We start from the raw sequence: 25,416 nt of genomic DNA on the forward strand, positions 1-25,416 counted from the left end.
AAAATTGTCAAAAGTTGATTTATTCCTTGTCTCATCATTCTTCAACGGGTCTGATTAACATCACGACCGCACGATTGATGCTTCCCTAGCTAAACATCGCTATTCAAACACAATTCTTTATGCTAAAATAACAAAAGACGCAACATATTGTGTTATACATAACAATTGATATCAATATATAGTATTAAAGGAGCAGATGACATGAAAACTTTAACACGGGAACTAGCACACGAAACCGCACTATTTTCAGGACTTGATGAGGTTGTTTATGCAAGTAACCAAGATTTAATTCAGGAAAATGCCAATGTTGATGGCCAATCACCGATGGGGCAAATGTCTAAATTCGGGTCGGAAGCTGCCAAAGCTTATGCAAAGTTGAAGTTACTGTCTGATCGTACACTCGAAGCAATCGACCAAAATTTGATTCACCCACATGACTTAGACTTCTTACCAACCGGCACGACAACTTGTGTGCAACTACCGCTCGGAAAATTATTAAAAGGTGGATTTAACACCGGACACGGATTCATGCGTGAGCCTGGAGATATCGTCAGTGCAATGGCACTAGCTTCTATTATATTTCAATCGAACCAAAACATGCAACACGGCGGACAAAGTTTTCCGATGTTTGATTATGATCTCGCCCCTTACGTGAAAAAAACGATGAAGAAACATCATAAACGTTTAACGAACTATCCCGTTAAGTGGGATGAAGCCGATTTACAAGCCGCCGTCTTAAAAGATACGGAGCGTGATGTCTATCAAGCGTGCGAAGCGTTTGTCCATAACTGTAACTCAATGCACTCACGTGGTGGTGGGCAAGTGCCGTTCGTATCCATCAACTACGGGACCGATACGTCAACCGAAGGACGGATGGTGATGAAAAACTTACTCCTAGCCACTAAAGCTGGGCTTGGTAACGGTGAAACACCGATTTTTCCTATTCAAATCTTTAAAATGAAACAAGGAATTAACTTTTCAGAAACTGATCCGAATTATGATTTATATCAATTAGCACTTGAGACAACAGCCGAACGTCTATTCCCTAATTTTAGTTTTATCGACTCTGAGGTGAATGTTGGTCACTACAACGGCACACCGGAATCCGAAGTATCTTATATGGGTTGCCGCACCAGAGTCATGGCTAATCGTCATGGTGATGACAACAGCATTGAACGTGGAAATCTTTCATTTACGTCAGTCAATTTAGTGAAGCTTGCCTTACTGTCCCATACCACCGATCAATTCTTCGTAAAGTTAGCTGATACGATGGATATTGTCATTGCGCAACTACTAGAACGCTTCCAGTTTCAGAGCGCTAAACAAGCCGGGCACTTTTCTTTTCTTTATGGCCAAGCTGTCTGGAAAGGGAGTGAGTCACTGGCTCCGACCGATACCCTTGAAGAGGTCTTGAAGCAAGGGACCCTCAGTATTGGCTTTATTGGCTTAGCTGAAGCACTTGTTGCCTTGATTGGTGAACATCATGGTGAGAGCGACGTCGCCTATGACTTAGGCTATCAAATCATTTCCTTTATGCGTAAACGTGTGGATCAAGCATCTGATAATTACGATTTAAACTTTTCTTTGATTGCGACTCCTGCCGAAGGCTTGTCCGGTCGCTTTACCCGTGGAGACCGTGAGGTCTTCGGCACGATTCCAGGTGTAACCGATCGTGATTACTATACCAACTCGTTCCACGTCCCGGTTTATTACCCGATTCGGGCAATTGATAAGATTAATAAAGAAGGCGCTTTTCATGCGTTATGTAACGGTGGCCACATTTCTTATATCGAATGCGACGGTGATGTAACAAAAAACATTAAAGCCCTCGACGTCTTAGTTAAAGCAATGGCACAAGCGAATTTCGGCTACGGTTCGATTAACCATCCGGTTGACCGTTGTACCGCATGTGGTCATACTGGCATCATCAATAATGCATGTCCAAGTTGTGCTAATACCGACGAAGAACAGATTGAACGGATTCGGCGGATTACCGGTTATTTAGTCGGTGATATGAAGAAATGGAACAGTGCTAAGCGTAAGGAAGAATCTGAACGTGTCAAGCATGACCAAGGACGGAAATAATCATGAAGGTGTTAAATATTATTCATGACTCTGTTGTCGATGGTGAGGGGCTTAGGACGGTCATTTTCTTTGCCGGTTGCCCCCACTTTTGTGCGGGGTGCCACAACCCTGAGAGTTGGAACATCCGTAATGGTAAAGAAATGACCGTTGATGAGATTGTCGCAGAATGCCTCAGCAATCCGCTTACTGATATCACATTATCTGGCGGGGATCCTTTTTTTCAAGCAGCAGAGGTTAAAGCCGTTGCCAAGCGTTTAAAAGCTGCAGGTAAAAATATCTGGGCTTATACCGGTTACACATTAGATGAGTTGCTTGAACTAGGTGGTGACCATTTAGACTTAGTTAAGCACTGTGATGTGTTGATTGACGGACCGTTTATCTTAAGTGAGCGTGACTTGAGTTTGGATTTTCGTGGCAGTCGCAATCAACGGATTATTCAAGTGAAGGATGTACCTGCATTAGCTTAATAGCTTTTGTAGGTATGTCTTTTTATTTACCACAGTGTAGTGAACCGTATGGCATGTTTTAATTACAATACCAATTACGCAAGGCAACTTAATTAAAACGTTTAAGGAAGAATAGAACTAGTTTTTCAAATTGGAAAGTGTTACTATTTAGATAGTATGTTCACTTAGATAACTATTGGAGGTTTCATAATGAAAAAAGTTAAAAAAGCGATTATCCCTGCAGCTGGGCTGGGCACTCGTTTCTTACCAGCAACAAAAGCAATGCCAAAAGAAATGTTACCGATCGTGGATAAACCGACCATTCAATATATCATTGAGGAGGCAGTAGCTTCAGGTATTGAAGACATTATTATTGTAACTGGTAAACATAAACGAGCAATTGAAGATCACTTTGATCACACGCCTGAACTTGAAGCGAATTTAAAAGCCAAGGGAAAGACAGAATTACTTGAAAAAGTTGAACAAGCGTCGAACCTTGCAGATATCCACTACATCCGTCAAAAAGAACCGAAAGGTTTAGGTCATGCGGTTTGGTGCGCACGTAAATTTATTGGAGATGAACCGTTTGCCGTGTTACTTGGTGATGACCTCGTCGAAAGTGACACCCCTTGTCTTAAACAGCTAATCGATCAATATGAAGCAACAAACTCCTCTGTGATTGGTGTTCAACAAGTCGATAATGATAAAACAGATCGTTACGGAATTGTTGATCCTGGAGAGAAAGTTGATCGTTTATATAAAGTGAACAACTTTGTTGAAAAACCAAAGTTAGGCACTGCGCCTTCGAATTTAGCGATTATGGGGAGATATATTTTCACCCCTGAGATTTTTGATTTTCTTGATAAACAAGAAGTTGGTGCTGGCGGTGAGATACAACTAACAGACGCGATTCAAATGTTGAATGAAATTCAGCAAGTATACGCTTATGATTTCGAGGGTAAACGCTATGATGTTGGTGAAAAATTAGGATTCGTCCAAACAACAATTGAATTCGCTTTAAAAAACAAAGAAATTGGTAATGATGTGAAGCAAATGATTTTAGATATTTCAAAACGATTACAGTAACAAAGAGAGCCTCCTGTTTAACTATACAAATAGGGGGCTCTAGATGTATAATAAAAACGTCTTCTCTAGCGCCATTCGATACTGGAGGAGATTTCACTTCTAAAATTAAGTAATTAAGGAGAAGTTCTATGGACCAAATGACAACTAGACAACAAAGAAAAAAACGAAAAAAACGTAGACGGAAATGGCTACTTATCACACCATTCTTAATTGTTTTTACAATTGCTATATTGTATCTTGCAAATGTATATTTTACAGCTAAGAGTACAATAGACAACGCACACGATAGTAATACGCGTTCAGGTTCAGACTTACGGGATGGCTTAGTGGACCCCAGCAAAGATCACGTATCTGTATTATTTATTGGTGTTGACCGAGGCGGAGCTCGAGAGACATCTTCCAATGGACTATCTGACGCCTTAATACTTGCAACTTTCAATAAAGATTTAAAATCAGTTAAGATGTTGAGTATTCCACGTGATTCATATGTTTATGTTCCTATGAGAGATACCTATACCAAGATTAATCATGCACACGCATATGGAGGACCGACTGCAACAATAGATACTATCGAACATCTATTTGAGATTCCTGTTGACTATTACGTCAGTGTGAATTTTGATGCATTTATCGATGTAGTTGACGCTTTAAATGGCATTAAAGTTGAAGTGCCCTATGAGCTCCATGAAATGGATTCGAACGATACCAAGAATGCTATCCACTTACTCCCTGGTATGCAAAGCTTAGATGGCGAGGAAGCACTGGCCTTAGCACGTACGAGAAAAATGGATAGTGATTTAGAGCGAGGCAAACGGCAACAATTAATAATGACAGCGATTTTTGATAAAGCCGTTTCGATGGATGGCGTTATTAATGTTAATGATGTTATCCGCGCAGTTGGAGATAATATGAAGACTAGCATGACTTTCAACGAGATGACTTCATTCATTCCCTTTCTATCAAAGGGTTCTATTAATATTGAAAGCTTAAATCTAGAAGGTCATGATTTGTGGACTGATGCTTATTACTTTGAATTAGATGAGGTACATTTAGAAGAAGTTAAACAAGAATTAAAAGATCATTTAGAATTATAAAACAACATAAAAAGTTTAAATTGTTTATCAGCTTTTAGCTTATTCTTTACTCGTTCATTACATTACAGTAACAATTATAGTCAATTTATAAATGTTACTGTATAATGAACATCTGTAAGGTAATCCATAAATATAAGGAGATTATTTTCTATGCTTGATGATTCAAGATATATTAAACGCAAACAAAAAAAGAGAAATAGGAAAAGAAAAATTATTATTTCTTTTCTATTTATCGTCATCGCTATATTAGCTGCAGGTCTTACTTATGCTAGTTCAATTCTTAACAATGCCGAAAAAACAATTGATAGATCCTATGAAGATGACGGCAGAGATTCTGGATCGAGCTTAAGAAAAGATCCTGTAGAAATAAGCAATGATAATGTATCGATCTTATTTATTGGCGTTGATCAAGGAGGAGTACGTTCGACTCAAGATTCAAACGGATTATCTGACTCACTCATTTTAACGACTTTTAACAAAGAAAAACGTAGTGTTAAAATGCTTAGCATTCCTCGTGATTCATATGTTTACCTTCCTTTAAGAGATGAGTATACCAAAATAAATCATGCACACTCATATAATGGTTCAAAAGGATCGATAGTTACATTAGAACACCTGCTAGATATTCCTATCGATTATTATGTGAAAGTAAACTTTGATGCATTCATTGATGTTATAGATGTGTTAGGAGGAATAAAAGCAAAAGTGCCTTATGAATTATATGAGATGGATTCTAACGATACAGAAAATGCAATTCATCTTTTGCCGGGGCGTCAGTCATTAAATGGCGAGGAAGCTCTTGCATTAGCAAGAACGCGTAAATTAGATAACGATATCGAAAGAGGTAAGCGCCAACAAGAAATTTTACAGGCGATGTTCAAAAAAGCACTTTCGGTTAATGCCTTTTTAAATCTAAATAACTTAATTACTGCTGTTGGAGATAATATGACAACGAATATGAGTTTTAATGATATGAAGGGTTTAACAAGTTATGCTTTATCTAGTGACTTTAATATTGAAACATTAAATCTAGAAGGTACTGACATGGTGACAGATGCCTATTACTTTGAGCTTAACAAACCTCATTTAGAAAAGGTTATAGTTGAGTTAAAGGACCATCTAGGAACCTCAAATCAAAATGACACTTAAAAACTAAGCAGCCGCAATATTGCGACTGCTTAGTTTTTCACTAAATGCAAATAATATCTTAGTTAGATCATTTTCTCTTAACTATTGAATAAAATAAAAATTTTAAAACTTGTGGTAACCTTTTTAAACGAACGGGATCTTGTATTATTCGATAAAGCCACTCTAAATTTAATCTTATCCATAATTTTGGAGCTCTGTTAACTTCTCCTGCGAGAACATCAAAGCTTCCACCAACCCCCATAAAGATACCTTTATCGAAAAGCTCAAAATGTCTGGCAATCCATTCTTCTTGCTTCGGCATGCCTAAAGCTACAAAAATAAAATCAGGCTTACTTACCAAAACTGATTTTAAGACTTTCTCATCGTTAATACTAAAATATCCATCACTATGACCAGCTATCTTTATATCAGGGTATTTATTCTTAATTACTTTAATAAGCCTGCTATTAACTGATTCGCTCGCTCCTAAAAAATAACAACTCTGCCCATGAAAATTAATTGAATTCAGTAATTCTATCATTAGATCGTAGCCTGGAATTCTTTCAGGTAATGATGTTCTGTTCATCTTAGATGCTAATACAACACCAATACCATCAGCAACTATATAGTCTGCTTTTTTTATTGCACTTCCATACTTTGAATCCTCATATGCATTCATCAATATTTCAGGATTAGCAGTTACGATGAATTTTTTTTCACTCTTCATTGAAGCATCTATTAAATCTTTCAACACAGATTTCTTTGTAGCTACATTGACCTTAACATTTAATAATTCCACATAGTTTTTATCAGCCATAAGAAATCTCCTATATACCTTGATAGGCTTTTAAGATTTTATCTTTGTGCATTTGCTTTTCATGTTTTGACATCTTTTTGAATTCATCCATAAATGATTGATAATGTGCCAAGACTTCATCTGTTGGCCCATACTCTCTAACTGTCCCATATTCCAACCAAAGTACTTTTTCGCAAAAGTCTTTAATTTGCCCCATTGAATGACTCACAAAAATCATGGTTTTACCTTGTAACTTAAATTCCTTCATTTTTTCAAAACTTTTTTGTGCAAATGCTGCATCACCAACTGATAATGCTTCATCAATAATCATAATATCAGGATCAATCGTTACTGAAATAGCGAAACCTAAGCGAGATTTCATCCCGCTTGAATATGATTTTACAGGTTGATCAATAAATCTCCCCAACTCTGAAAAGTCAATAATATCATTTTCCATTGCTTTAATCTGTTTTTTGGTAAAACCTAACATGAGGCATTTAAGCTCAATGTTCTCTCTACCTGTTAAATCACCTTTTAGTCCAGACGCTACCGCTATTAGCGCTACTGATCCATTAACTTCTACGTGACCTGAAGTCTCTGGTACAATTCCACCAATAATATTAGATAAAGTTGATTTTCCAGAACCATTTGTTCCAACAAAACCAATAATATCCCCTCTATTTACATCAAAACTAATATCTCTCAGCGCATAGAAATCCTCACCATATTTTTTTGGTGTCAATAAATCTAGTAATCTATGTTTTGTACTATTAAATAACACATATTTTTTTGTGACGTTTTTTACTATAATAGATTTTTCCATATTAACCTCTCACATCATAAATAATCAATAAAATATTTTCTAAATTTCACATGGATATATGAACCGAATAACAATAAGGTAAATGTTAAACCAAAGAAAAACAAAGATTGTTTCCAATATTCAATAAAGTGAATGTAGTCACCGAAAAAGGAAATTCTATACCCCTCTATTAAATAATAAACTGGATTGTAGCTCATAACTAATTTAAGTATTGGGTAGTCTGACAACAATGTAATTGGCCAGAGCACACCTGAAAGATATAAAAACATTCTCAAGATAGAATTTAACAACATGTGGACGTCTCTAATTATTGTTGAAAGCGTTGATGTTATCAATGACAAACTAAACACAAACATTAATGCAGCTATCATATAAAAAATAATCTGAAATAAATATATGCTCATCGATTGACCAATAAGTAAATAAATTATTACTGTTACGCCTAAAGAGAAAAGATGAATATAAAATTGAGAAAAAATAACATAACTTGGTATTACACTCATTGGAAAACTCATTTTAGCTAACATTTTTAACCTAGTATATACTGATTTAGAACCTTGAATTGTCGCCTGGTAAAAGAATGTCCAAACAAAGAATCCTCCAATCAGCCAATTGATAAATGGAATCTCTTGACCTGAGATAATTATTGCTTCTCGTTGCATTAATGTACCAAACACTAGCCAATAAATTAGAATTTGAATCACCGGGTTAATAACTTCCCAAGCCATGCCTAAGTAGTTATTTTTGTTATTACTTTTCAACTCATATAGCGACAACCTTCTAATTAGATGGGCGTATTTATACTGTTCTTTCAATACTGTAAAAATAGATTTCATATATCTAACCTCAATTTTTTCTTCTCTCGTTTGAGAGTTTAATTAATGTTTTTTCCCAGAGATGCCCTATTTCATCTAACGAAAAGTGATAAGCGTATGTTTTAGCATTATTCCCTAACTTTTCTCTTAGGTCATAGGATTTCATCAACCTAGCTAAGCTATCAGCAAATGCAACTACATCTTCTCTATCAACAAGTAAACCATTTTCTTCATGTTTAATCAACTCTTTTGGTCCTAATGAATTAAAAGCAACACAAGGTAAGCCAACTGACATTGCTTCAATAATTACCATTCCAAATGATTCATGCCTCGAGCTTAAAGCGTAAATAGATGCTGTTTGCATTTCATCAAATAGCTTATTTGATTTCGGCATTAAGAATACATTGTTATAACTCTCAGTACGAAAAATCTCTTCTCTTAAATACTCTTTTTCAATACCTGCACCAAATATCTTCACACGCCAATCTGGAAATTCGTCTTTTACCAACGCAAATGCTTGAATTAACAAATCAAACCCTTTGTCAGGAACATATCTTCCAGCTGCTATAATCGTTTTATTTTTCAAGTTAGCTGTCTGAAAAGGTATTTCAGTACCGTTTGGTATTTTGATTATCTTTTCTTTTGATAAAGAGAGTATTTTTTCAAAGCCGTTCTTCTCTTCATCTGTTAGACAGGTTAAGACATCTAATTGATGGTAGTGTTTATATATCTTCTTCTTTAAGGTGTCAGCATGTTGATCAAAAACTTTATGTTCTTGACCAACTTTTATAATGTTATGACTAACATATTTTGCTGACAATAAATTAAAAGACGGTATTGTGGTAATAAGAATATCCGTTTTTAATGTTTTTAGAACCCTGTAGAGTTTGATATCTGTCATTATATTAAACATATGGTATAGATCTTCATTTCGATCAATTAAAAAGCTGGGTATTTTTGTGATATAATTCTTAATTAATTGCTTAAAGCTCCCTAACACCGTGGACTCTTTAGGACGTCTTGCATCATAAAGATATTGTATGCTAATACCAGAATCTAAATTAAACATTGGGGTTTTTCTGGTTTTCCTTATACTAACTATTTCGATATCGTATCCTTTACTGACTAAATAATTAGCCGTATTAACCACGGTTCTGACGGTGCCACCCATCCCAAATACATTATAAACTAAAAAAGTTACCTTCATTCAAGATTCTCCTACTGAATTTTTTTTATTTCTTCAAAAATGCGTTGGTTATTTTTCTTATCTTTGTAATTGTAGTATTTCTTTGATTTTTCTTTGAATTGAAATTCATATTTGAAATTATCACAAACGGATTTCTCGATGAGATCAACTAACTCATTACTTTTATAAGCAACTTCTCCAACTAAATCTTGTGTTAAATCCACAAAGGCTCCTCTATGGGATAAATATTCATTTAAATCAAAATGATAAAAAATAGTAGGTTTTTCAAGATAATTAAAATCAAAACAAACACTAGAATAGTCAGTAATCATTAAAGAACTATCCATTATCAAGGATTTAATATCTTCTTCACCTGACTTAATAATTTTAATATGATCAGACGCAAAATCTTCAAACAATTCAATATAATTTCTTTGAATTTCTATATGGGGATAAAATTTCAATACAATATTTTCTTCCCTTAGAACTTTTTTTAACTTTTCATTAGTTAAAAGCGCTTTGTAATGTTTAAAAAAATCACTTCCAATGAAATCTACCTCGTTATTTAATATCCATTCTCTCCATGTAGGCATAACAAAAATTTGTTTTTTGTCTAATTGATGCGAAGTATCAATTAAATCGTCAAATCTAGATAACCCTGTTACCATTATTTGTTCTTCATTGAAATTCATTTTATTTATTAGGATTCGTTTCTCATGTGTTGAAGATACTACAAATTTCTGAATGCGATTGTTATAAGACTTGCTATTAAAACCTAGCTTTTTCATAGCAATAATTCCGTGCTGCAAATAAATAATATCTTTTGTGTTAAAGCGTATTTTGTTATGATAAAAGCTTGGAGATGTGTCTCTAATCCCATGGGCAACGACTAAAAATCTAGATAAATGATAATAGAAATAATGCATAAATGTATCATAGTAAATTAAATTCTTTTTATGCTCCAGTAATTTATCCATATTTTTATTATCTTTCTTTGTAACATAATAAACCAACTTATTGTTTGGTTTATTCATACAGTATTTAAAAAATGCATACCCATTGTCTTGAGCAACTTCTCCTAAATTCTCACTAATTACCCATATATTTTTTTTAAAACCACTTACACTTGCTATCATTGCAAGCAGCTTTGCAGCTATATTTTTCATTTTTCCAATTGTTTTTTCATAATCTTTTTTTGGTCTAGCTTCAATCAACAATTGAGCTTTTAATCTATCTACAAAGACAGCGAAATAGTTATCGTTCTCTACTTTTAAAGCTGTAGATGAAAAAGTTGTATTCAAAGAAAAATCTAAATCTAAATCAATGGGAATATCAACACAAAGTGTAGTTTCACCTTTATCAATTAATAACACAGGTTTTAAAGCAAAATCATTTTGAGAGATATTACTTTTTAACTCCTCATAATCAAAATATATTTTAATTCCTGTACTAGTACCCCTAGTGTTGATATCAATGTACTGATCATTCCTGAAGTCATACAATGCTGCATGTATGTGATCTTTTGCTTTTGTGATATTAGAGATTTCAACATCTATCTCTGCAGTGTTTTTTTCAAACTTAACACTGGAGATTTGAACCTCTGAAAAGAAGTTAAACATTAACTTTAACTGATTTGCATAATTATACGTTAATTCAACTGACGACTGTGAATCTTTATCGAATGTCAACAAGGGGTATTTAATAACATTTTTCTTGTCGTTAATATCATCTTCATTAAACTCAAATAATTTATTATATATACCACCATTAAATTCAAAGTATACTTTAAATAATAAATTCTTTTGTCCTAACTTTGATAACTCATTCAGTATTACTTTATCAAGTTTTAGTTTAATAGTATTATCATCTATTCTAGATATCAACGAACTTAGCTTATATTCTACTTGTTTTTTATCATCTTCACTTAGTACTGATATTCCTATAAAATTACTTATCCCATCTCTAACTAATTGACTCATATTTAAAGATATTGATGAAGATGACTCATTTATTTTCACATTACTAACACTCATTAGTATCGCGTTGTCCTCTACTAACAATGATAAGTAACCATCAGCATTCGTATATAACCGTACTCTTTTAATAGCTTTCTCATTAAATGCAGTCTGAGGTAAAAACAAGTAATTATCTTCCACAAATATCTTTCTTAGCAGTTTACCACTAGGTCTTTCATATTGGACTAATATGTCGAATATTTCATTAGACTCTATGATTTCTATCGATTGATAGTTAACTTTAAAAAATAATTTATTATCTATTGTTTTTCCTTCACATAATTCTTGTTTTATATTTGTACTTCTTTCTATAGCTATTAAAGTGATTTTTACATAATCATTTACTTCAAAATCCGGCTTGATTGTTAATTCAAAGTAGTTATTTTCATTGTGAAACTCATCAAATATAAAATTCTTCTGATTTATGGAGCTATTTAGCGAAATAATTATCTCATGACTCAAATTCGGCCACAGAGTTGCTAACGATTGATCCGCTTCCAAAAAATACTCTTTACTCTCTCCTGCATAGGTTAGTGCATTCGTATTTCCCTCATTCAGTATTACTATTTTCCAATTTTCAAAGAATAATTTTTCATAATTAATTTCAAACTGCACACCGTAAGTTTGTTGATTCATATTTAATAGTTTTAAATGAACTTTCTCATTTAATTTTTGATTATAAAAATATACATTATTTTTATAATCAATCTCATAAAACAGCTGCTTATCTTTAATAATTAATTCCAAAATATTATCACTTATAAAAACATCTGACACCGAAATATCCACTTCTGAATTCTTTGATTCCATAATAACCAAAGATTTAGATGATGAGGATTTAATAATTAAATCTTTATTTAAAACAGTAAATTGATATTCGAATTTTTTTTCAATATTAACAATTTTAACAACTTCTGAATTATCAACTTGAAATACAAGTGCGAGATCATTCGGCTTTGATAAGTCAATTTTATATAAAATTGACTTATCAATATTGAATTTTATTTTTTGATTGGTAATAATCAAGTCCTTTGAGATCTTTATTTTTTGTTGATTATTCACGATATATAATCCACTAACATAGTCAACGATGTTACCATCGAAATTGTAATCAAATGTGATAAGAAGTGTTTCTTCACGACTATCCTTCGTAATGTCTATTAAAGAAAACTTTATAGTCATAGATCTAACCCCCCTTGATATTATAACATTAATCAATATTTATTCGTTAGCAAAACAAAAATTACCGTTACATCAAAAGCAACATAACGGTAATATGTGTTCTTCTTATTAATTATATTTTGGAATTTCAAAAACTTTTTTACTTTGCGTAAGTTGATTGTGAATATTTTTAATTAAAGTTGTTTGTTTGGCGGCCCATCCAATATCAGTAGCATACTGATGCACACCTGGATTATCTGGGTTCCAGCGCATTTTATATAGTGTTGTTTGTCCGACTGAAAAATAGTTATTGCTTACAAATGCTGCACCTTCTATAATCGCTGTTTCAACTGTGAACCAACCATTTCTATAAGCATACTTGGCTCCTTCATTAATTGGATCTCTATCTACAGCGCCTATTCCATAAACGTTATATACCGTCTTAATTGAAGATAAAGCAGATCTATTGCTATTAGTTACAAGAACTAAATTACCATTTGAATTTTTCCCCACTTCAATTCCTGTAGCCAATCTAGACCATCCTCTGCCAGTCTCCAGTAATGAATGACTAACAAGGTATGCTTCATTCACAGAATGTTTTTTTCCAGCTTGTATAAAACTACTACCTTTGCCAGATAAAACACCTTGACCACTCAGTATGGAATTTAACTCGCTGCTAACAACATCAGCGGACTCATTTAATAATAAGAATTGGTACTTATCTTGTTCACTAGGAATTAGGTAGGATTCAATATCTTTTCGAGTTGGCAATCGCCAAGTACCTAACGCGATTTCATACCAGTTTTTGCTATTATTAATTGACTCACCTTGAACAGTTTTCAGCACCTTAATTTTTGAACCTTTGTTTAAGCGACTATATATATGAGAATTCGAATCAGTATCACTTCTTACGTTAGCATTTGTGTTCAAAGTACCAAGTTCTGAAAGCGTAACAAGTAGACTATGAACATACAATTCTCTGTTTTCGAAGCGTATTTTATACCATAAATTACTGTTTAGGTACGCACTTCCTTGCACTTCTCCCAAAATAGTGACATTCACATCACTGACACGTTTATATATGTTATCACTTGAGCTGGTATTGGGCGAAGTCCTTAATGCAACATTAACAGCATCTACAAAACCACTTGACCCATCCGTACCCACCAAGCTTGAGTGGATATAAGCTGGCATTTGACGATATTTGTCTGTTTGTGGAGTTCGTTGTAACTGAATGTTTATCATATCGTTAAGTGTGTAATTATAGTTTATGTCATTTTCAACAGTGGCATTCAAGGAGCTTTCATGTAAGAAGACTTGTTTATTATTAAGTATTCCTCTATACCAAGTATTATTTCCTACTTTTTCAGTTTTGTTCACAACAAACTCTTCATACAAATAATCATCTGTTGATTGAAAAACAATATCTTCCGAACCACCCCAAGCTTTACTAAAAGCTTTACCTCGTCCATTCAAATATAACTTACTTGTAGGCATTGAAGTACCAAAGTGTGGTAAAGCTCTAATATCTTCATTTTTTACCCAACCTAAAATCCCCTCACTTGCACTTGGACGTAAACTAATCAAGAAAAAGCGTTTGTTTCCAATGTATTTTTCCTTTTTAATATAATATACTTGATTTATTTGACTCTCATCTAACTTTTGTTTTTCCGCCATAGTCTCGGAGTCATAAACAATAGTTCCTGAACTATAAATCTGTCCCAACCTGCTAATAGAGTTTTCAGTTGCTTTCGAAACAAAATTCTCATGTAAAAAAATTTGTTTACCGTCTAACATACCTCGATACCAGATATTATTTCCGACTTTTTCAGTTTTATTTATTTTAAATTCATACCCAATGTATTTTTCTAAGTTGTTAAATACTAAATCATTTTTACCGCCCCAAGCCTTATCATAAGCTAAACCAACCCCATTAATATACATTTTATTAGAGGGCATAGATGTTCCATGATGTGGGTGAGTAAATATGTCAATATTTTTAATCCAACCAATAACGCCTTGCTCATCACTTGGCCTTACGCTTATTAAATAATACAGCTCATCATTATATCTTTTAGCTCTCTTTATATAATACACTTGATTAATATCCTCAGTGTTCAATGTCTTCAGTTCAGACATTGTTTCTTTATCATATACCACTTTTCCTGGTTCTCTAATATGACCTAATTGGCTTGTACTGTACTCAGTGACGGTCGTGACGAAGTTTTCATGAACAAAAATCTGTCTACCGTCTAATATGCCGCGATACCAGGTGTTATTCCCCACTTTTTCTGTTTTATTAACTTTCAGTTCATAGCCTTTGTAACGTGATAAATCGGAATATACCTCATCTAATTCACCACCCCAAGCCTTACTATATGCCAATCCAACTCCATTCATATAGACATTATCTCTTGGCATAGTTGTACCCTGATGTTCATGCGAAAACACATCTTGAGCTTTCACCCACCCTAAAACACCTGTTTCAGAACTTGGACGAAGACTAATCAAATAATACAATGAATTATTATAATCTTTTTCTTTTTTTATATAATAAACTTTATTGATATCTGAATTAGAAAGTTTTTTTATACTTTCCATCGAATTCTTATCGTACAATGTCGTTCCCTCATTACGAATATGTCCTAACCGACTCACAGAGGTCCCATCGATTTCTGCAAAAGAAGTCAACGATACATTGAAAACACTAATGAATATTGCAAAAACCACGAAAAACATAACAATTCGAGCATTTTTTTTACACATACAATTCTCCTTTCGATTTGTTTATACGAAGACATCAATTGGTGTCTAACATTATATTAACAACATTCATAGTTGAAGCACCATCATCAAATGTGCCTATTTCTTCTAAAAAGTTCAAGTGCTTGTGACTCACTTGGAAATTCATTTTCTCTAACTTTCTAAGTTCTACTACTAACTGTTCTGTTGATTTCACTACTGAACCTGGTGCCTTTTCAGGAAAATCCAAGTAGAAGCCTCTAAGTTTATCTCTGTATTCCTCTAAGTCATATGCAAAAAAAAGAATCGGGCGTTTTAATAATGCATAATCAAAAAAAACAGAGGAGTAATCCGTAATTAACACATCAGATATCAGGTAGAGGTCACTTATATCATCGTAATGTGAACAATCACGGATATAGCTGTATTGACTAAAATCTGTAGAGTCACTAATCAAATAGTGGAGTCTCATAATTATAATGTAATCTTCACCAAACTCTTTTTCTAAATGTTTTAAATCTAGCTCTAATTGGAATTTGTATGACCCTTTTTTGTGAAAAGCATTATCCCTCCATGTTGGTGCATATAAAATAACCTTTTTAGATCGATCAATACTAAGTGAATTTTTTATGCTGTTAATTTTTTCTAAGGTATTATCTTTAATCAATTTGTCGTTTCTCGGGTAACCTACTTCAATCATTTCACCATCAAAATCAAAAGCTCTTTTAAATATTTCTGATGAAAACTTATTAGCAGAGATAAGGTACGTCCACTTCTTTGAGGCTAAGGAAAAATTTTTGTGATAGCTCTCAGTTGTAGTACCTGGCATATGGACCTCTTTTATATCTAAACCAAGTTTTTTCAAAGGAGTACCGTGCCAAGTTTGGAGATATACGGTACCCTTTCCTCTCTTTACCCAAAGTGGGATTCTCGTATTAAATACCCAATACTTCGATCTTAACATTATCAATAACCACTTCGGACTGAATTTATAAACAGTCCGAAGGTTGCAATCAGCAAAGTTATTCTTATATCTTGGATCAACTACCCAATACGTCTTCAAGGCAGGATGATTTTCCTTTATATATTCGTATATAGCTCTAGGACTATCACTATATTGCTTACCTAAAAAACTCTCAAACACTATCAATTTGCTATTTTTCGGGATGTTAACGAATATACGATATATATTTTTCAACATTATAAAATAGATTTTTTTAGCCATACTTGAAATATTCAAACTATGCACATCCTTCAATAAGTTCTATTCATCATTATACTTCAATGCCGCTACTTTTTCATCAATAATTCCTATTTCAATTAAAATTGATCCGATTTCCATTTCCTCTAATCAAGGTTAACGAAAAAGACTATTATGATTTTTAATTTGATATGATATAATATTACAAACTAAACTATGGAGGCAATTATGAAAAAGGTTATAACATACGGTACTTTTGATTTGTTACACAACGGCCATATAAATATCCTCAAACGCGCTAAAGAATTGGGAGATCATCTTACGGTGGCCATTTCATCTGATGAATTTAATGCGCTAAAAGGAAAGAAAGCATACTATAATTACGATACTCGAAAATTAATACTAGAAGCTGTACGGTATGTCGATGCAGTAATCCCAGAACACAATTGGGAACAAAAAATTAGTGACATTAAAAATCATCATATTGATGTTTTTGTTATGGGTGATGATTGGACAGGTGAATTTGACTTTTTAAAAGATCATTGTGATGTTGTTTATTTACCAAGAACCGAAGGTATATCTACAACACAAATTAAAAAGGAATTACAAGGAAATAAAAATGACTAGGGAGTTACTAATCTCTAGTTATTTATTATTTATTCGCTTTTGGTTTGTGATTTTCAGTATTAAACCATTAAAGAACAAAACCGTTCTAATTGCTTCTTTTGGTGATAATATCGATCATGTCAGAAAGAGTTGCTTAACTCATACTGAACACGACCTTATCATTTTAACAACTAACAGTAGCAGAATCTCTTTTGAAGAGAGCCCGCGCGAAAAAGTTTTGCGCTTTGAAACCATTCATATCGTAGAATTCATTAAATCAATTTATCATGTCGCTACTTCAAAAGTTATCTTTGTTGATAACTATTTCGGCTTTTTAGCAGCAGCTACGTTTAAACCAGAAGTTAAAGTCGTTCAATTATGGCATGCAGCCGGAGCTATTAAACGCTTCGGGTTAGAAGACCCCACTATAAAAAAACGATCCAGACGGGCTAATAAGCGTTTTAAACAAGTGTATCAACGTTTCACTCATGTTGTCGTTGGTTCAGAAAAAATGACAACGATATTTAAACAAGCATTTGACCTAAAGGAAAAACAAATATTGCGCACCGGCATTCCTAGAACGGATTTCTTCTTCAATGATAAGGATATGAGGGCATCAAAAAAAAGCGTAATCAATAAATACTCCTCAATCAAAAATAAGAAAGTTATTTTATACGCTCCTACTTTCAGAGATAGTGAAATTGCCGATTTTCAGCTGCAAATAGATGTTTCAGCTTTAAAGAAAGCTTTCGGAAGCTCTCATAAATTATTGTTGCGTCTACACCCCGTGGTGAGATCCAAGAAAAACTACAATAACGATGATTTTATTATTGATGTCTCAGATTATCCAAATATTAATGAGTTACTTCTTGTCACCGACTATTTAATTTCAGATTATTCATCGATTCCTTTTGAATTTTCGCTATTAAATCGACCAATGTTATTTTTCAGCTATGATCTAGATAGTTACTTGAGAGAAAGAGGAGTATGGGAAGATTATCATACACTTGTTCCAGGACCTGTTTTCAGTTCGACTGAAAAGATTATCTCAATAATAGAAGCAAATAAATTTAATCATGAAAAACTAGCATACTTCAAAGAAGATTGGAATACTTACTCTAAAGGAACATCCTCTAGTGATCTAGTTAATTATATATACAATTAAAAGCATTGCTTACCTCGAAGAAGAGGGAAACAATGCTTTTTTTAAAATAAAAAAGTCTACTTCTTTCTATAAATAAAATTTAAAATCGGACGATAATTACTACTTACTAGTCCCGTTAATTCAACGACGAGTTCAATTAACAGTATCATTAGAAAGAAAGTAATAGTGGATCCCCACATTGTTGATTGATTAAAGATAATCGCAGCCACTGAAAACAATGCACTCATCGAATAAATGAGAATAACCGTTTGGCGATGACCAAATCCTAAATTCAATAGACAATGGTGTAAATGCATCTTATCAGGTGCATATAACGGTTTCTTGTGGACCACTCGTCTGACAATCGCAAAAAACGTATCAAGGATTGGAACACCTAGGATCGCAATTGGAACAATCAATGAAAATAAGGTTGCGTTTTTAAACCCTAAAACTGAAAGAACACCAATCATGTATCCCAAGAACAAAGCGCCTGTGTCACCCATAAAAATCTTGGCCGGATAGAAGTTAAATACCAAGAACCCCAATGTACTGCCAATTAATAAAAAGCTAACTAATGCTACAAAGATATCACCTAACGCTAAAGCCAACCCTGCGATTGTAATTAATGCAATCGTAGATACACCAGCAGCTAAACCATCCAATCCATCTATTAAATTAATAGCGTTTGTAATACCCACAATCCAAATTACCGTAATTGGAATACTAAGCTGACCAAAATCTAACATATAACCAAACGGCAAATTAATGTACGTCATTTCAACTCCACCCAATACTACAATCAAGGCAGCAATTGTTTGCACAATAAACTTATATCGAGCTGATAATTGATATTTATCATCAATGATCCCTATCCCTGTGACAAGTATCGCCCCGATAATAATTGGCCACTCAAAACGACTATCCGGATTAAAAATGATCACACCTACAATAAAACTAATAAAAATTGCTAAGCCCCCTAATCTTGGCATCAGCTCCGCATGGATTTTTCGTTTATTCGGTAAATCTGTTGCTCCAATTTTATATGCTAATCGTTTAACAAGAGGGGTTAAAAATACAGTTAGACTAAATGTAATAATTACTGCAATTATAAAATTCATGTTCCCCTTCCTTTCTCAATTCTCTCTATTGGTTCACATTATACTTTGTCGTATAAATGCAATGTAATGTTACTGTAAATTTAAGATTACTTCATCAGATGATTATACCATATTTTTGAATCAGATTCATTTATTTCATTGCCTGGGACTAAAATTGAGAGTATATAACTATTAATCGAACGTTGAAACAAATGTACCCTTTGGAGTTAGAGTAACTTGCATTTTATTAGTATAAAAATAATGCTAGCTAATCTTTGACGTTTTAATAATTCTGTTGTTATAAATCAACGCAAAAAGCAAAGTGGGCAACCATAGATTATTATAAAATCCATAATTATGATTTATCACTTTGCTCTATTTCTATCTATTCTATTGCATTATTATAAAGCATTACACTCATGATCCTATGTTGGTCAATTAATTTTATTTTAATCCGTCTATTATAAAAGATAATTCACTTAAACACTTACTGTATCGCGAACATAATCTCCGCTTCACAGGCAAGTTCACCTTCAACAGTCGCAATTGCCTTACCTTTACCAATTGGTCCTTTAAGACGCGTGATTTCAACTTCCAGTTTTAGCGTATCACCTGGTTTGACTTGACGTTTAAAGCGGCACTTGTCGATACCCGCTAAAAACCCAAGCTTACCTTCGTTACCTTCTTTTTTAAGCATCGCAACCGCTCCTGCTTGCGCTAGCGCTTCAACAATCAGTACACCCGGCATCACTGGATAATCAGGAAAATGCCCTTGGAAAAACGGTTCATTAATCGTGACATTTTTCTTGGCGACAACACGTTTTCCTTCTTCAAGTTCTATCACTTCATCAATAAGTAAAAAAGGGTAACGATGTGGTATGACTTCTTTAATCTGATTTATATCTAACATTAGTACCAACTCCTAATTCTGATTTAAAAAGATAAAGCAGCAAATCTTTTGCTGCTTCTACTCAACGCCTTGAATAATGTCTAAAACATGTTGCCAAAACTCAAATTTCAATACGTCTAACGGTTCACCATTACCGAGCACACTATAGCCAACAATAAGACCGATAATCAGCGCCAGAATACTCAAGAGCACGATAACGATGATGCGGAGCCAAATCGGAAAGATACGCCGTACGGCGTACTTCTCTTTATGCGCTTGTCGTTTTGCTTTACGTTCAGCTTTTTTTTCTTCTTTTACCACTTCTCGATTATTCGGTTCATCAATGACTTCACGTGGTTGGCTCGCTGTTTTTGGTTTTGTTTCATTTGTGTTCGTCATAAATATACTCCTTAGCGCATTTGATTAATTAAACCGCGCATCTGATCATGCATTGAGATCGATCGTGCATTAAATTGATAAGCACGTTGCGATTGAATCAAATCCGTCATTTGTGTGGATAGGTTAACATTTGATGCCTCTAATCTACCCGCGGCAAGCGTGATATCATTAACAGCTACTTGGTCAATAATATCTGCAGCATTAAAAGCCACTTCGGTTAAATCAGGTAAACGGAACAGATTGTTACCTGTCGCTTCTAAAAACTGAGGACGAATCGCTTCTGACACCGATAACTGTCCTTCAACTAAAGTAGCGGCGCCACGTGTGACAACAAGTTGACCTTGGTCATCAATATTGACATCATCAAAGTCTTCAGCTAATGTAATCGGCGCACCAGCAGGATTCAATACAGCATGACCATTACGCGTGACCAGCGCAACTTCACCTGTATCTGTCGGCTGTAAATAAAGCGAGCCGTCACGTGTGTAACGCGTCTCTGTATTCCCGTTCTCTGTCACTTCTACCTCTAATAATTGATTATCTTCGAGTAAAGCCACATCGAGGGCACGATCTGTCGTCGTCACCGTCCCTTGAGACAGGTCAATGTTCGTATGCCCCAGTCTCGCACCGGCACCTTGACGAATCCCGTGTGGTGAAACGCGGCCTTCGGCATTCGCTTCAACATCACCAAAATTATCAATGTTTTGATAGAGCAGTGAGTTAAAGTTGGCCATTTGCGATTTGTAGCCGGTCGTATTTGTATTCGAAACATTATGACCGATCAAATCCATTTTCGTTTGTAATTCCCGCATTGTTGTTGCGGCTTGAAAAGACATTCGACTCATTTAGCTCACGCTCCTTAGGTTAATCGTCCAATTTGATTGACGGCAATATCCATGCTTTGATCATAGGCGCGCAACACTTGTTGGTTGGTTTCAAACAAACGGTAGGCTTGCATCATTTCAACCATCGTTTGACCTTCATCAACATTAGACGATTCTAGGTACCCTTGGGTTACACTAAAATTGAGTCCAGCTACCCCACGACCATTGACAACTTCGCCTTCATCTTCAAGCATAAATAAATCTTCGCCATCTTTAATTAAATCCTGATGATTCGCTGTATAACTCATTTGCAACGGAATCGCTTCTCCACCAACTTCCAGGACACCTTCAGGTGAGACTTGGAAAGTTTGACCATCCGTGAAAATGGGTTCACCATTATCCGCAAGCACGTACTGGCCACGGTTATTTGTTAGAAAGCCTTCCCCATCGACAGTAAAGTTACCACTTCTCGTGTAACGTACGTCCCCGTCATTGTTTTGCACCGTAAAGAGTAAGGCACCATTTTCATCTGGTAGTGTGCCGTTTGTTAACGCAACATCTGTTGTCATTCCTGTCTCCATTAAACTACCTTGCGTGTGATCAGGCAGTGTTTCTTGAACATAGACGCCAGTCGTTAACGGACCGACATTGTTACTAAAAGGTACTTTAAATTGTCGTGTCGTTGGTAACTTTGATTCGCCCATCCGTTGAACAAGATGTTCAGGAAAGGCACGGACAGTTGCTTGGTCTTGTTTAAAACCTGGTGTCTGAGCATTTGCAATGTTGTTTGATAGGGTATCTTGACGACGTTGTTGTGTCTTCATCCCGCTTGCAGCTGTATAATAACCTCTTAGCATTCCGCATTCATCCTTTCAGGAAATCTGTTTCTTTTACAGAAATGAGCGACGTTCAATTTTATCAATGTTTTCAAGCATGATGCCTGTTCCTCTTGCCACACAGCTCATTGGCTCGTCCGCAAGGAAGACAGGAACTTTGAGTTCCTCTGCAAGTAATTGGTCAATGCCGTGTAAAAGCGCCCCACCACCGGTCAAAATCACACCACGGTCAATGATGTCGGCCGATAGTTCAGGTGGTGTCTTCTCTAAGACGTTTTTCGCTGCTTGGACAATCATTGACACAGATTCTTTCAGCGCTTTTTCAATTTCATCTGAATAAATCGTAATTGTCCGCGGTAAACCTGACACCATGTCACGCCCACGAATCGCAATCGATTCATCGCGCGAACCTGGGAAAACAGTTGCCACTTGAATTTTAATGTCTTCAGCTGTCCGTTCACCGATCAATAATTTATATTCTTTTTTGACATAATTTAAGATTTCCTGGTCGAATTTATCACCCGCAAGTTTGATCGATTGTGAGGTGACAATATCCCCCATTGAAAGCACCGCAACATCGGTGGTTCCACCACCAATATCAACGACCATGTTACCGCTCGGTTGGAAGATATCCATCCCTGCGCCAATCGCAGCCACTTTCGGTTCTTCTTCTAAGTAAACTTTCTTTCCGCCTGATTTCTCAGCTGCTTCTTTGATTGCTTTTTGTTCAACTTTCGTTATGTTTGTTGGGCAACAAATTAGCATTCGTGGTTTCGAAAACATCCCGCGGACATTAATTTTTGAAATAAAGTGACGTAACATAGCTTCAGTGACATCAAAATCAGCAATGACACCATCTTTAAGCGGGCGGATGGCCTCAATGTTTCCCGGCGTACGACCAACCATTCGACGAGCAGCTTCGCCGACTTCTAATACTTTTGACGTTGAACGATCCATCGCAACAACAGAAGGTTCATCTAGTACAATTCCTTTACCTTTAACGTGAATTAAAACATTTGCTGTACCTAAGTCAATTCCAATATCTCTTGAAAACATAAGTGATCCTCCCTAAGTCTTAAAATCATCTATTGCATACGTGTTTTTGTGATAGGTCTCTAATAATATATAATAGCACAAAAAAAGGGTTGAACATACCACAAATCTTTGATAAATCAAACATTACATAAATTTAAACCATTTGTCACACGGTTGTCATTTGGATTATTAACAAACTGACGATTTAACGCTCCCCTTTCTCTATTAAAACGATTGGGAAGGTGCTTTCGTTACATTTTTTTCGGACGTTCACTACACCATTTGTCTTAAGGCATAAAAACACGAAAAGACAAGTCTCCCTTCATTACAAGAGGGACTTGTCTGTATGAGGTATATGAAAACAATTATCTATCTTATCCATCTGTTTTAGACCTTAGCTCAATTACAAAACGAATCTCACGTTATGTATTAGACAGTCGCGGTTTCGGCAATACGTGCTTCAACTTCACTGACACGTTCAATGTCAGCGCCTAAAGCTTTTAATTTTCCAACAAAGTCAACATAACCGCGATCAATGTGATACAGTTCAGATACGCGCGTGACCCCATCAGCAATCAATCCTGCTAACACAAGGGCTGCGCCAGCACGTAAATCGGTCGCTTTCACGTCTGCCCCTTGCAGTTCATGACCACCTTCAATCATGACGCTCCGTCCTTCAATCTTCATCATCGCATTCATCCGTCTAAACTCATCGACGTGCATGAAACGATTTTCAAAAACGGTTTCCGTCACCATGCTTGAACCTTTTGCTTTCAACATCAGCGTCATCATCTGTGACTGCATATCAGTTGGGAAACCCGGATGTGGTAAGGTTTTAATATCGGTTGCGGTTAATGCTCCGGTTGACGTTACACGTAGGCCAGTCGCTGTTTCTGTGACCCCAACACCCATTTCACGCATTTTCGAAACAAGCGCCCGTAAGTCAGTTAACCGAGCTCCTTCAACGGTCACGTCACCACCAGTTATTGCCGCCGCAATCATAAACGTTCCCGCTTCAATCCGATCTGTAATAATCGCATGTTCTGCCCCGGTCAGTGATGCCACACCTTCAATGGTCACCGTTGACGTGCCAGCACCTGAAATTTTCCCGCCCAATGCGTTAATAAAGTCGGCTAGATCAACAATTTCCGGTTCGCGCGCTGCATTTTCAATCGTCGTCACGCCATCTGCTAAACTTGCTGCCATCATGATGTTTTCTGTCGCACCGACGCTAGCCATATCTAAATATATACTCGCACCTTGTAAGCGGCCATTTGATTCTACTTCAACAAAACCGTGACCGACAGTCACTTTTGCTCCCATCGCCTCAAAACCTTTTAAATGCAGATCAATTGGACGTGAACCAATCGCACAGCCACCCGGCATTGCCACATTCGCATGACCAAATCTAGCAAGTAACGGACCAATTACTAACACCGATGCCCGCATCTTTGTCACAAACTCAAACGGTGCTTCAGTTTTTAATGGTTCTTCCGCCGTAACCTTTAGGGTATCGCCGTCCATTTCGACTTTTGCATCAATGTTCGACAACACATCGTTCATTGTGTAAACATCTGCAAGACCAGGGACATTTGTAAGTGTTGATGTTCCATTTTCAGCTAAGATAGTTGCCGCAATAATTGGTAGCACTGCATTTTTTGCACCTTCTGCTTTGACGTTTCCATTTAATTTATATCCACCGTTAATTATAATTTTTTCCATTCGAAGTTGCTCCTCTAAGTTAAGTTTATCGTCGTACACACGTCGCTAGTGATTAACTACGCTCACTTACTCGACTGATTCTTTCTCGGTAAAGTTATCGTTATATTCCATTTAAAAAGCAATTATTTAATACTTTATTGTCTTTCGTTTAATTTAAGATAAATTCAATGAATAATAAAAAAATACTCGCCTTCTATCATACCACTAAATGACAGACTAACACAACTATAACTATTGATAAAGCAACTGTAAATAGGCGCTTAGAACGAGGTTATCTCAGTATTCT

At 35.3% G+C, this 25,416-nt stretch carries 21 protein-coding genes; 7 read left to right on the forward strand and 14 right to left on the reverse strand.

Going from position 1 to position 25,416, the window contains the following annotated elements:
- Positions 1-201: 201 nt before the first annotated feature.
- From DES38_RS03210 to DES38_RS03230, 5 genes are all read left to right on the forward strand, one after another.
- Positions 202-2,085 (forward strand): anaerobic ribonucleoside triphosphate reductase, encoded by a 1,884-nt coding sequence (locus DES38_RS03210; protein ID WP_110250655.1) that lies wholly within the window; start codon positions 202-204, stop codon positions 2,083-2,085.
- Positions 2,086-2,087: 2 nt separating this feature from the next.
- Positions 2,088-2,552: an anaerobic ribonucleoside-triphosphate reductase activating protein gene (gene nrdG / locus DES38_RS03215; RefSeq protein WP_110250656.1), complete on the forward strand. Its 465-nt coding sequence runs from the start codon at positions 2,088-2,090 to the stop codon at positions 2,550-2,552.
- A gap of 189 nt (positions 2,553-2,741) precedes the next feature.
- Positions 2,742-3,617 carry a UTP--glucose-1-phosphate uridylyltransferase GalU gene (gene galU / locus DES38_RS03220; RefSeq protein ID WP_110250657.1) on the forward strand — a complete coding sequence of 292 codons (876 nt, stop codon included), beginning with the start codon at positions 2,742-2,744 and terminating at the stop codon, positions 3,615-3,617.
- A 128-nt stretch (positions 3,618-3,745) separates the two neighbouring features.
- Positions 3,746-4,711 carry an LCP family protein gene (locus tag DES38_RS03225; protein ID WP_245881948.1) on the forward strand — a complete coding sequence of 322 codons (966 nt, stop codon included), beginning with the start codon at positions 3,746-3,748 and terminating at the stop codon, positions 4,709-4,711.
- 150 nt (positions 4,712-4,861) lie between these two features.
- Positions 4,862-5,860 carry an LCP family protein gene (locus DES38_RS03230; protein ID WP_110250658.1) on the forward strand — a complete coding sequence of 333 codons (999 nt, stop codon included), beginning with the start codon at positions 4,862-4,864 and terminating at the stop codon, positions 5,858-5,860.
- 67 nt (positions 5,861-5,927) lie between these two features.
- Here the strand turns inward: DES38_RS03230 and DES38_RS03235 are convergent, their stop codons facing one another.
- The 7 genes from DES38_RS03235 to DES38_RS03265 form a co-directional block, all read right to left on the reverse strand.
- On the reverse strand, positions 5,928-6,656 hold the full coding sequence (locus DES38_RS03235; protein WP_110250659.1) for a WecB/TagA/CpsF family glycosyltransferase: 729 nt from the start codon (positions 6,654-6,656) through the stop codon (positions 5,928-5,930).
- A 10-nt stretch (positions 6,657-6,666) separates the two neighbouring features.
- Positions 6,667-7,458 carry a teichoic acids export ABC transporter ATP-binding subunit TagH gene (gene tagH / locus DES38_RS03240; protein ID WP_110250660.1) on the reverse strand — a complete coding sequence of 264 codons (792 nt, stop codon included), beginning with the start codon at positions 7,456-7,458 and terminating at the stop codon, positions 6,667-6,669.
- A gap of 14 nt (positions 7,459-7,472) precedes the next feature.
- On the reverse strand, positions 7,473-8,294 hold the full coding sequence (locus DES38_RS03245; protein ID WP_110250661.1) for an ABC transporter permease: 822 nt from the start codon (positions 8,292-8,294) through the stop codon (positions 7,473-7,475).
- 10 nt (positions 8,295-8,304) lie between these two features.
- Positions 8,305-9,480 carry a glycosyltransferase family 4 protein gene (locus DES38_RS03250; RefSeq protein ID WP_110250662.1) on the reverse strand — a complete coding sequence of 392 codons (1,176 nt, stop codon included), beginning with the start codon at positions 9,478-9,480 and terminating at the stop codon, positions 8,305-8,307.
- An 11-nt stretch (positions 9,481-9,491) separates the two neighbouring features.
- The gene (locus DES38_RS03255) at positions 9,492-12,656 is read right to left on the reverse strand and encodes a CDP-glycerol glycerophosphotransferase family protein (RefSeq protein WP_110250663.1); all 3,165 of its coding nucleotides are present in this window, start codon (positions 12,654-12,656) and stop codon (positions 9,492-9,494) included.
- A 108-nt stretch (positions 12,657-12,764) separates the two neighbouring features.
- Complete coding sequence (locus DES38_RS03260) at positions 12,765-15,401, reverse strand: N-acetylglucosaminidase (RefSeq protein ID WP_110250664.1); 2,637 nt, start codon at positions 15,399-15,401, stop codon at positions 12,765-12,767.
- 34 nt (positions 15,402-15,435) lie between these two features.
- Positions 15,436-16,626: a CDP-glycerol glycerophosphotransferase family protein gene (locus DES38_RS03265; protein ID WP_425450527.1), complete on the reverse strand. Its 1,191-nt coding sequence runs from the start codon at positions 16,624-16,626 to the stop codon at positions 15,436-15,438.
- A 180-nt stretch (positions 16,627-16,806) separates the two neighbouring features.
- Between DES38_RS03265 and tagD the strand changes: the two genes are divergently transcribed.
- Both tagD and DES38_RS03275 read left to right on the forward strand, forming a co-directional pair.
- A complete protein-coding gene (gene tagD / locus DES38_RS03270; protein WP_110250665.1) occupies positions 16,807-17,205 on the forward strand; it encodes a glycerol-3-phosphate cytidylyltransferase in 399 nt (132 codons plus the stop codon).
- Positions 17,198-18,349, forward strand: coding sequence for a CDP-glycerol glycerophosphotransferase family protein (locus DES38_RS03275; RefSeq protein WP_110250666.1), 1,152 nt, complete (start codon positions 17,198-17,200; stop codon positions 18,347-18,349). Before tagD ends, DES38_RS03275 begins: the two co-directional genes overlap by 8 nt.
- Positions 18,350-18,405: 56 nt before the next feature.
- Here the strand turns inward: DES38_RS03275 and DES38_RS03280 are convergent, their stop codons facing one another.
- From DES38_RS03280 to murA, 7 genes are all read right to left on the reverse strand, one after another.
- Positions 18,406-19,446, reverse strand: a complete 1,041-nt coding sequence (locus DES38_RS03280) for a glycosyltransferase family 4 protein (protein WP_110250667.1) — start codon at positions 19,444-19,446, stop codon at positions 18,406-18,408.
- Between the two features lie 466 nt (positions 19,447-19,912).
- Positions 19,913-20,335: a 3-hydroxyacyl-ACP dehydratase FabZ gene (fabZ, locus tag DES38_RS03285; RefSeq protein WP_110250668.1), complete on the reverse strand. Its 423-nt coding sequence runs from the start codon at positions 20,333-20,335 to the stop codon at positions 19,913-19,915.
- 57 nt (positions 20,336-20,392) lie between these two features.
- Entirely contained in the window at positions 20,393-20,713 is a 321-nt protein-coding gene (locus tag DES38_RS03290) for a DNA-directed RNA polymerase subunit beta (protein WP_110250669.1), read from the reverse strand.
- An 11-nt stretch (positions 20,714-20,724) separates the two neighbouring features.
- Positions 20,725-21,558, reverse strand: coding sequence for a flagellar hook-basal body protein (locus tag DES38_RS03295; RefSeq protein WP_110250670.1), 834 nt, complete (start codon positions 21,556-21,558; stop codon positions 20,725-20,727).
- A 14-nt stretch (positions 21,559-21,572) separates the two neighbouring features.
- Positions 21,573-22,394, reverse strand: a complete 822-nt coding sequence (locus DES38_RS03300) for a flagellar hook-basal body protein (RefSeq protein WP_110250671.1) — start codon at positions 22,392-22,394, stop codon at positions 21,573-21,575.
- A 33-nt stretch (positions 22,395-22,427) separates the two neighbouring features.
- A complete protein-coding gene (gene mreB / locus DES38_RS03305) occupies positions 22,428-23,429 on the reverse strand; it encodes a rod shape-determining protein (protein WP_110250672.1) in 1,002 nt (333 codons plus the stop codon).
- Between the two features lie 408 nt (positions 23,430-23,837).
- A complete protein-coding gene (murA, locus tag DES38_RS03310; protein WP_110250673.1) occupies positions 23,838-25,130 on the reverse strand; it encodes a UDP-N-acetylglucosamine 1-carboxyvinyltransferase in 1,293 nt (430 codons plus the stop codon).
- Positions 25,131-25,416: the final 286 nt, after the last annotated feature.

It is taken from the genome of Streptohalobacillus salinus (assembly GCF_003201605.1).
GTDB lineage: Bacteria > Bacillota > Bacilli > Bacillales > Amphibacillaceae > Streptohalobacillus > Streptohalobacillus salinus.

Coding starts and splice junctions, on each gene's coding strand:
- DES38_RS03210 (WP_110250655.1), top strand. CDS start 202: ATGAAAACTTTAACACGGGAACTAGCACACGAAACCGCACTATTTTCA.
- nrdG (WP_110250656.1), top strand. CDS start 2,088: ATGAAGGTGTTAAATATTATTCATGACTCTGTTGTCGATGGTGAGGGG.
- galU (WP_110250657.1), top strand. CDS start 2,742: ATGAAAAAAGTTAAAAAAGCGATTATCCCTGCAGCTGGGCTGGGCACT.
- DES38_RS03225 (WP_245881948.1), top strand. CDS start 3,746: ATGGACCAAATGACAACTAGACAACAAAGAAAAAAACGAAAAAAACGT.
- DES38_RS03230 (WP_110250658.1), top strand. CDS start 4,862: ATGCTTGATGATTCAAGATATATTAAACGCAAACAAAAAAAGAGAAAT.
- DES38_RS03235 (WP_110250659.1), bottom strand. CDS start 6,656: ATGGCTGATAAAAACTATGTGGAATTATTAAATGTTAAGGTCAATGTA.
- tagH (WP_110250660.1), bottom strand. CDS start 7,458: ATGGAAAAATCTATTATAGTAAAAAACGTCACAAAAAAATATGTGTTA.
- DES38_RS03245 (WP_110250661.1), bottom strand. CDS start 8,294: ATGAAATCTATTTTTACAGTATTGAAAGAACAGTATAAATACGCCCAT.
- DES38_RS03250 (WP_110250662.1), bottom strand. CDS start 9,480: ATGAAGGTAACTTTTTTAGTTTATAATGTATTTGGGATGGGTGGCACC.
- DES38_RS03255 (WP_110250663.1), bottom strand. CDS start 12,656: ATGACTATAAAGTTTTCTTTAATAGACATTACGAAGGATAGTCGTGAA.
- DES38_RS03260 (WP_110250664.1), bottom strand. CDS start 15,401: ATGTGTAAAAAAAATGCTCGAATTGTTATGTTTTTCGTGGTTTTTGCA.
- tagD (WP_110250665.1), top strand. CDS start 16,807: ATGAAAAAGGTTATAACATACGGTACTTTTGATTTGTTACACAACGGC.
- DES38_RS03275 (WP_110250666.1), top strand. CDS start 17,198: ATGACTAGGGAGTTACTAATCTCTAGTTATTTATTATTTATTCGCTTT.
- DES38_RS03280 (WP_110250667.1), bottom strand. CDS start 19,446: ATGAATTTTATAATTGCAGTAATTATTACATTTAGTCTAACTGTATTT.
- fabZ (WP_110250668.1), bottom strand. CDS start 20,335: ATGTTAGATATAAATCAGATTAAAGAAGTCATACCACATCGTTACCCT.
- DES38_RS03290 (WP_110250669.1), bottom strand. CDS start 20,713: ATGACGAACACAAATGAAACAAAACCAAAAACAGCGAGCCAACCACGT.
- DES38_RS03295 (WP_110250670.1), bottom strand. CDS start 21,558: ATGAGTCGAATGTCTTTTCAAGCCGCAACAACAATGCGGGAATTACAA.
- DES38_RS03300 (WP_110250671.1), bottom strand. CDS start 22,394: ATGCTAAGAGGTTATTATACAGCTGCAAGCGGGATGAAGACACAACAA.
- mreB (WP_110250672.1), bottom strand. CDS start 23,429: ATGTTTTCAAGAGATATTGGAATTGACTTAGGTACAGCAAATGTTTTA.
- murA (WP_110250673.1), bottom strand. CDS start 25,130: ATGGAAAAAATTATAATTAACGGTGGATATAAATTAAATGGAAACGTC.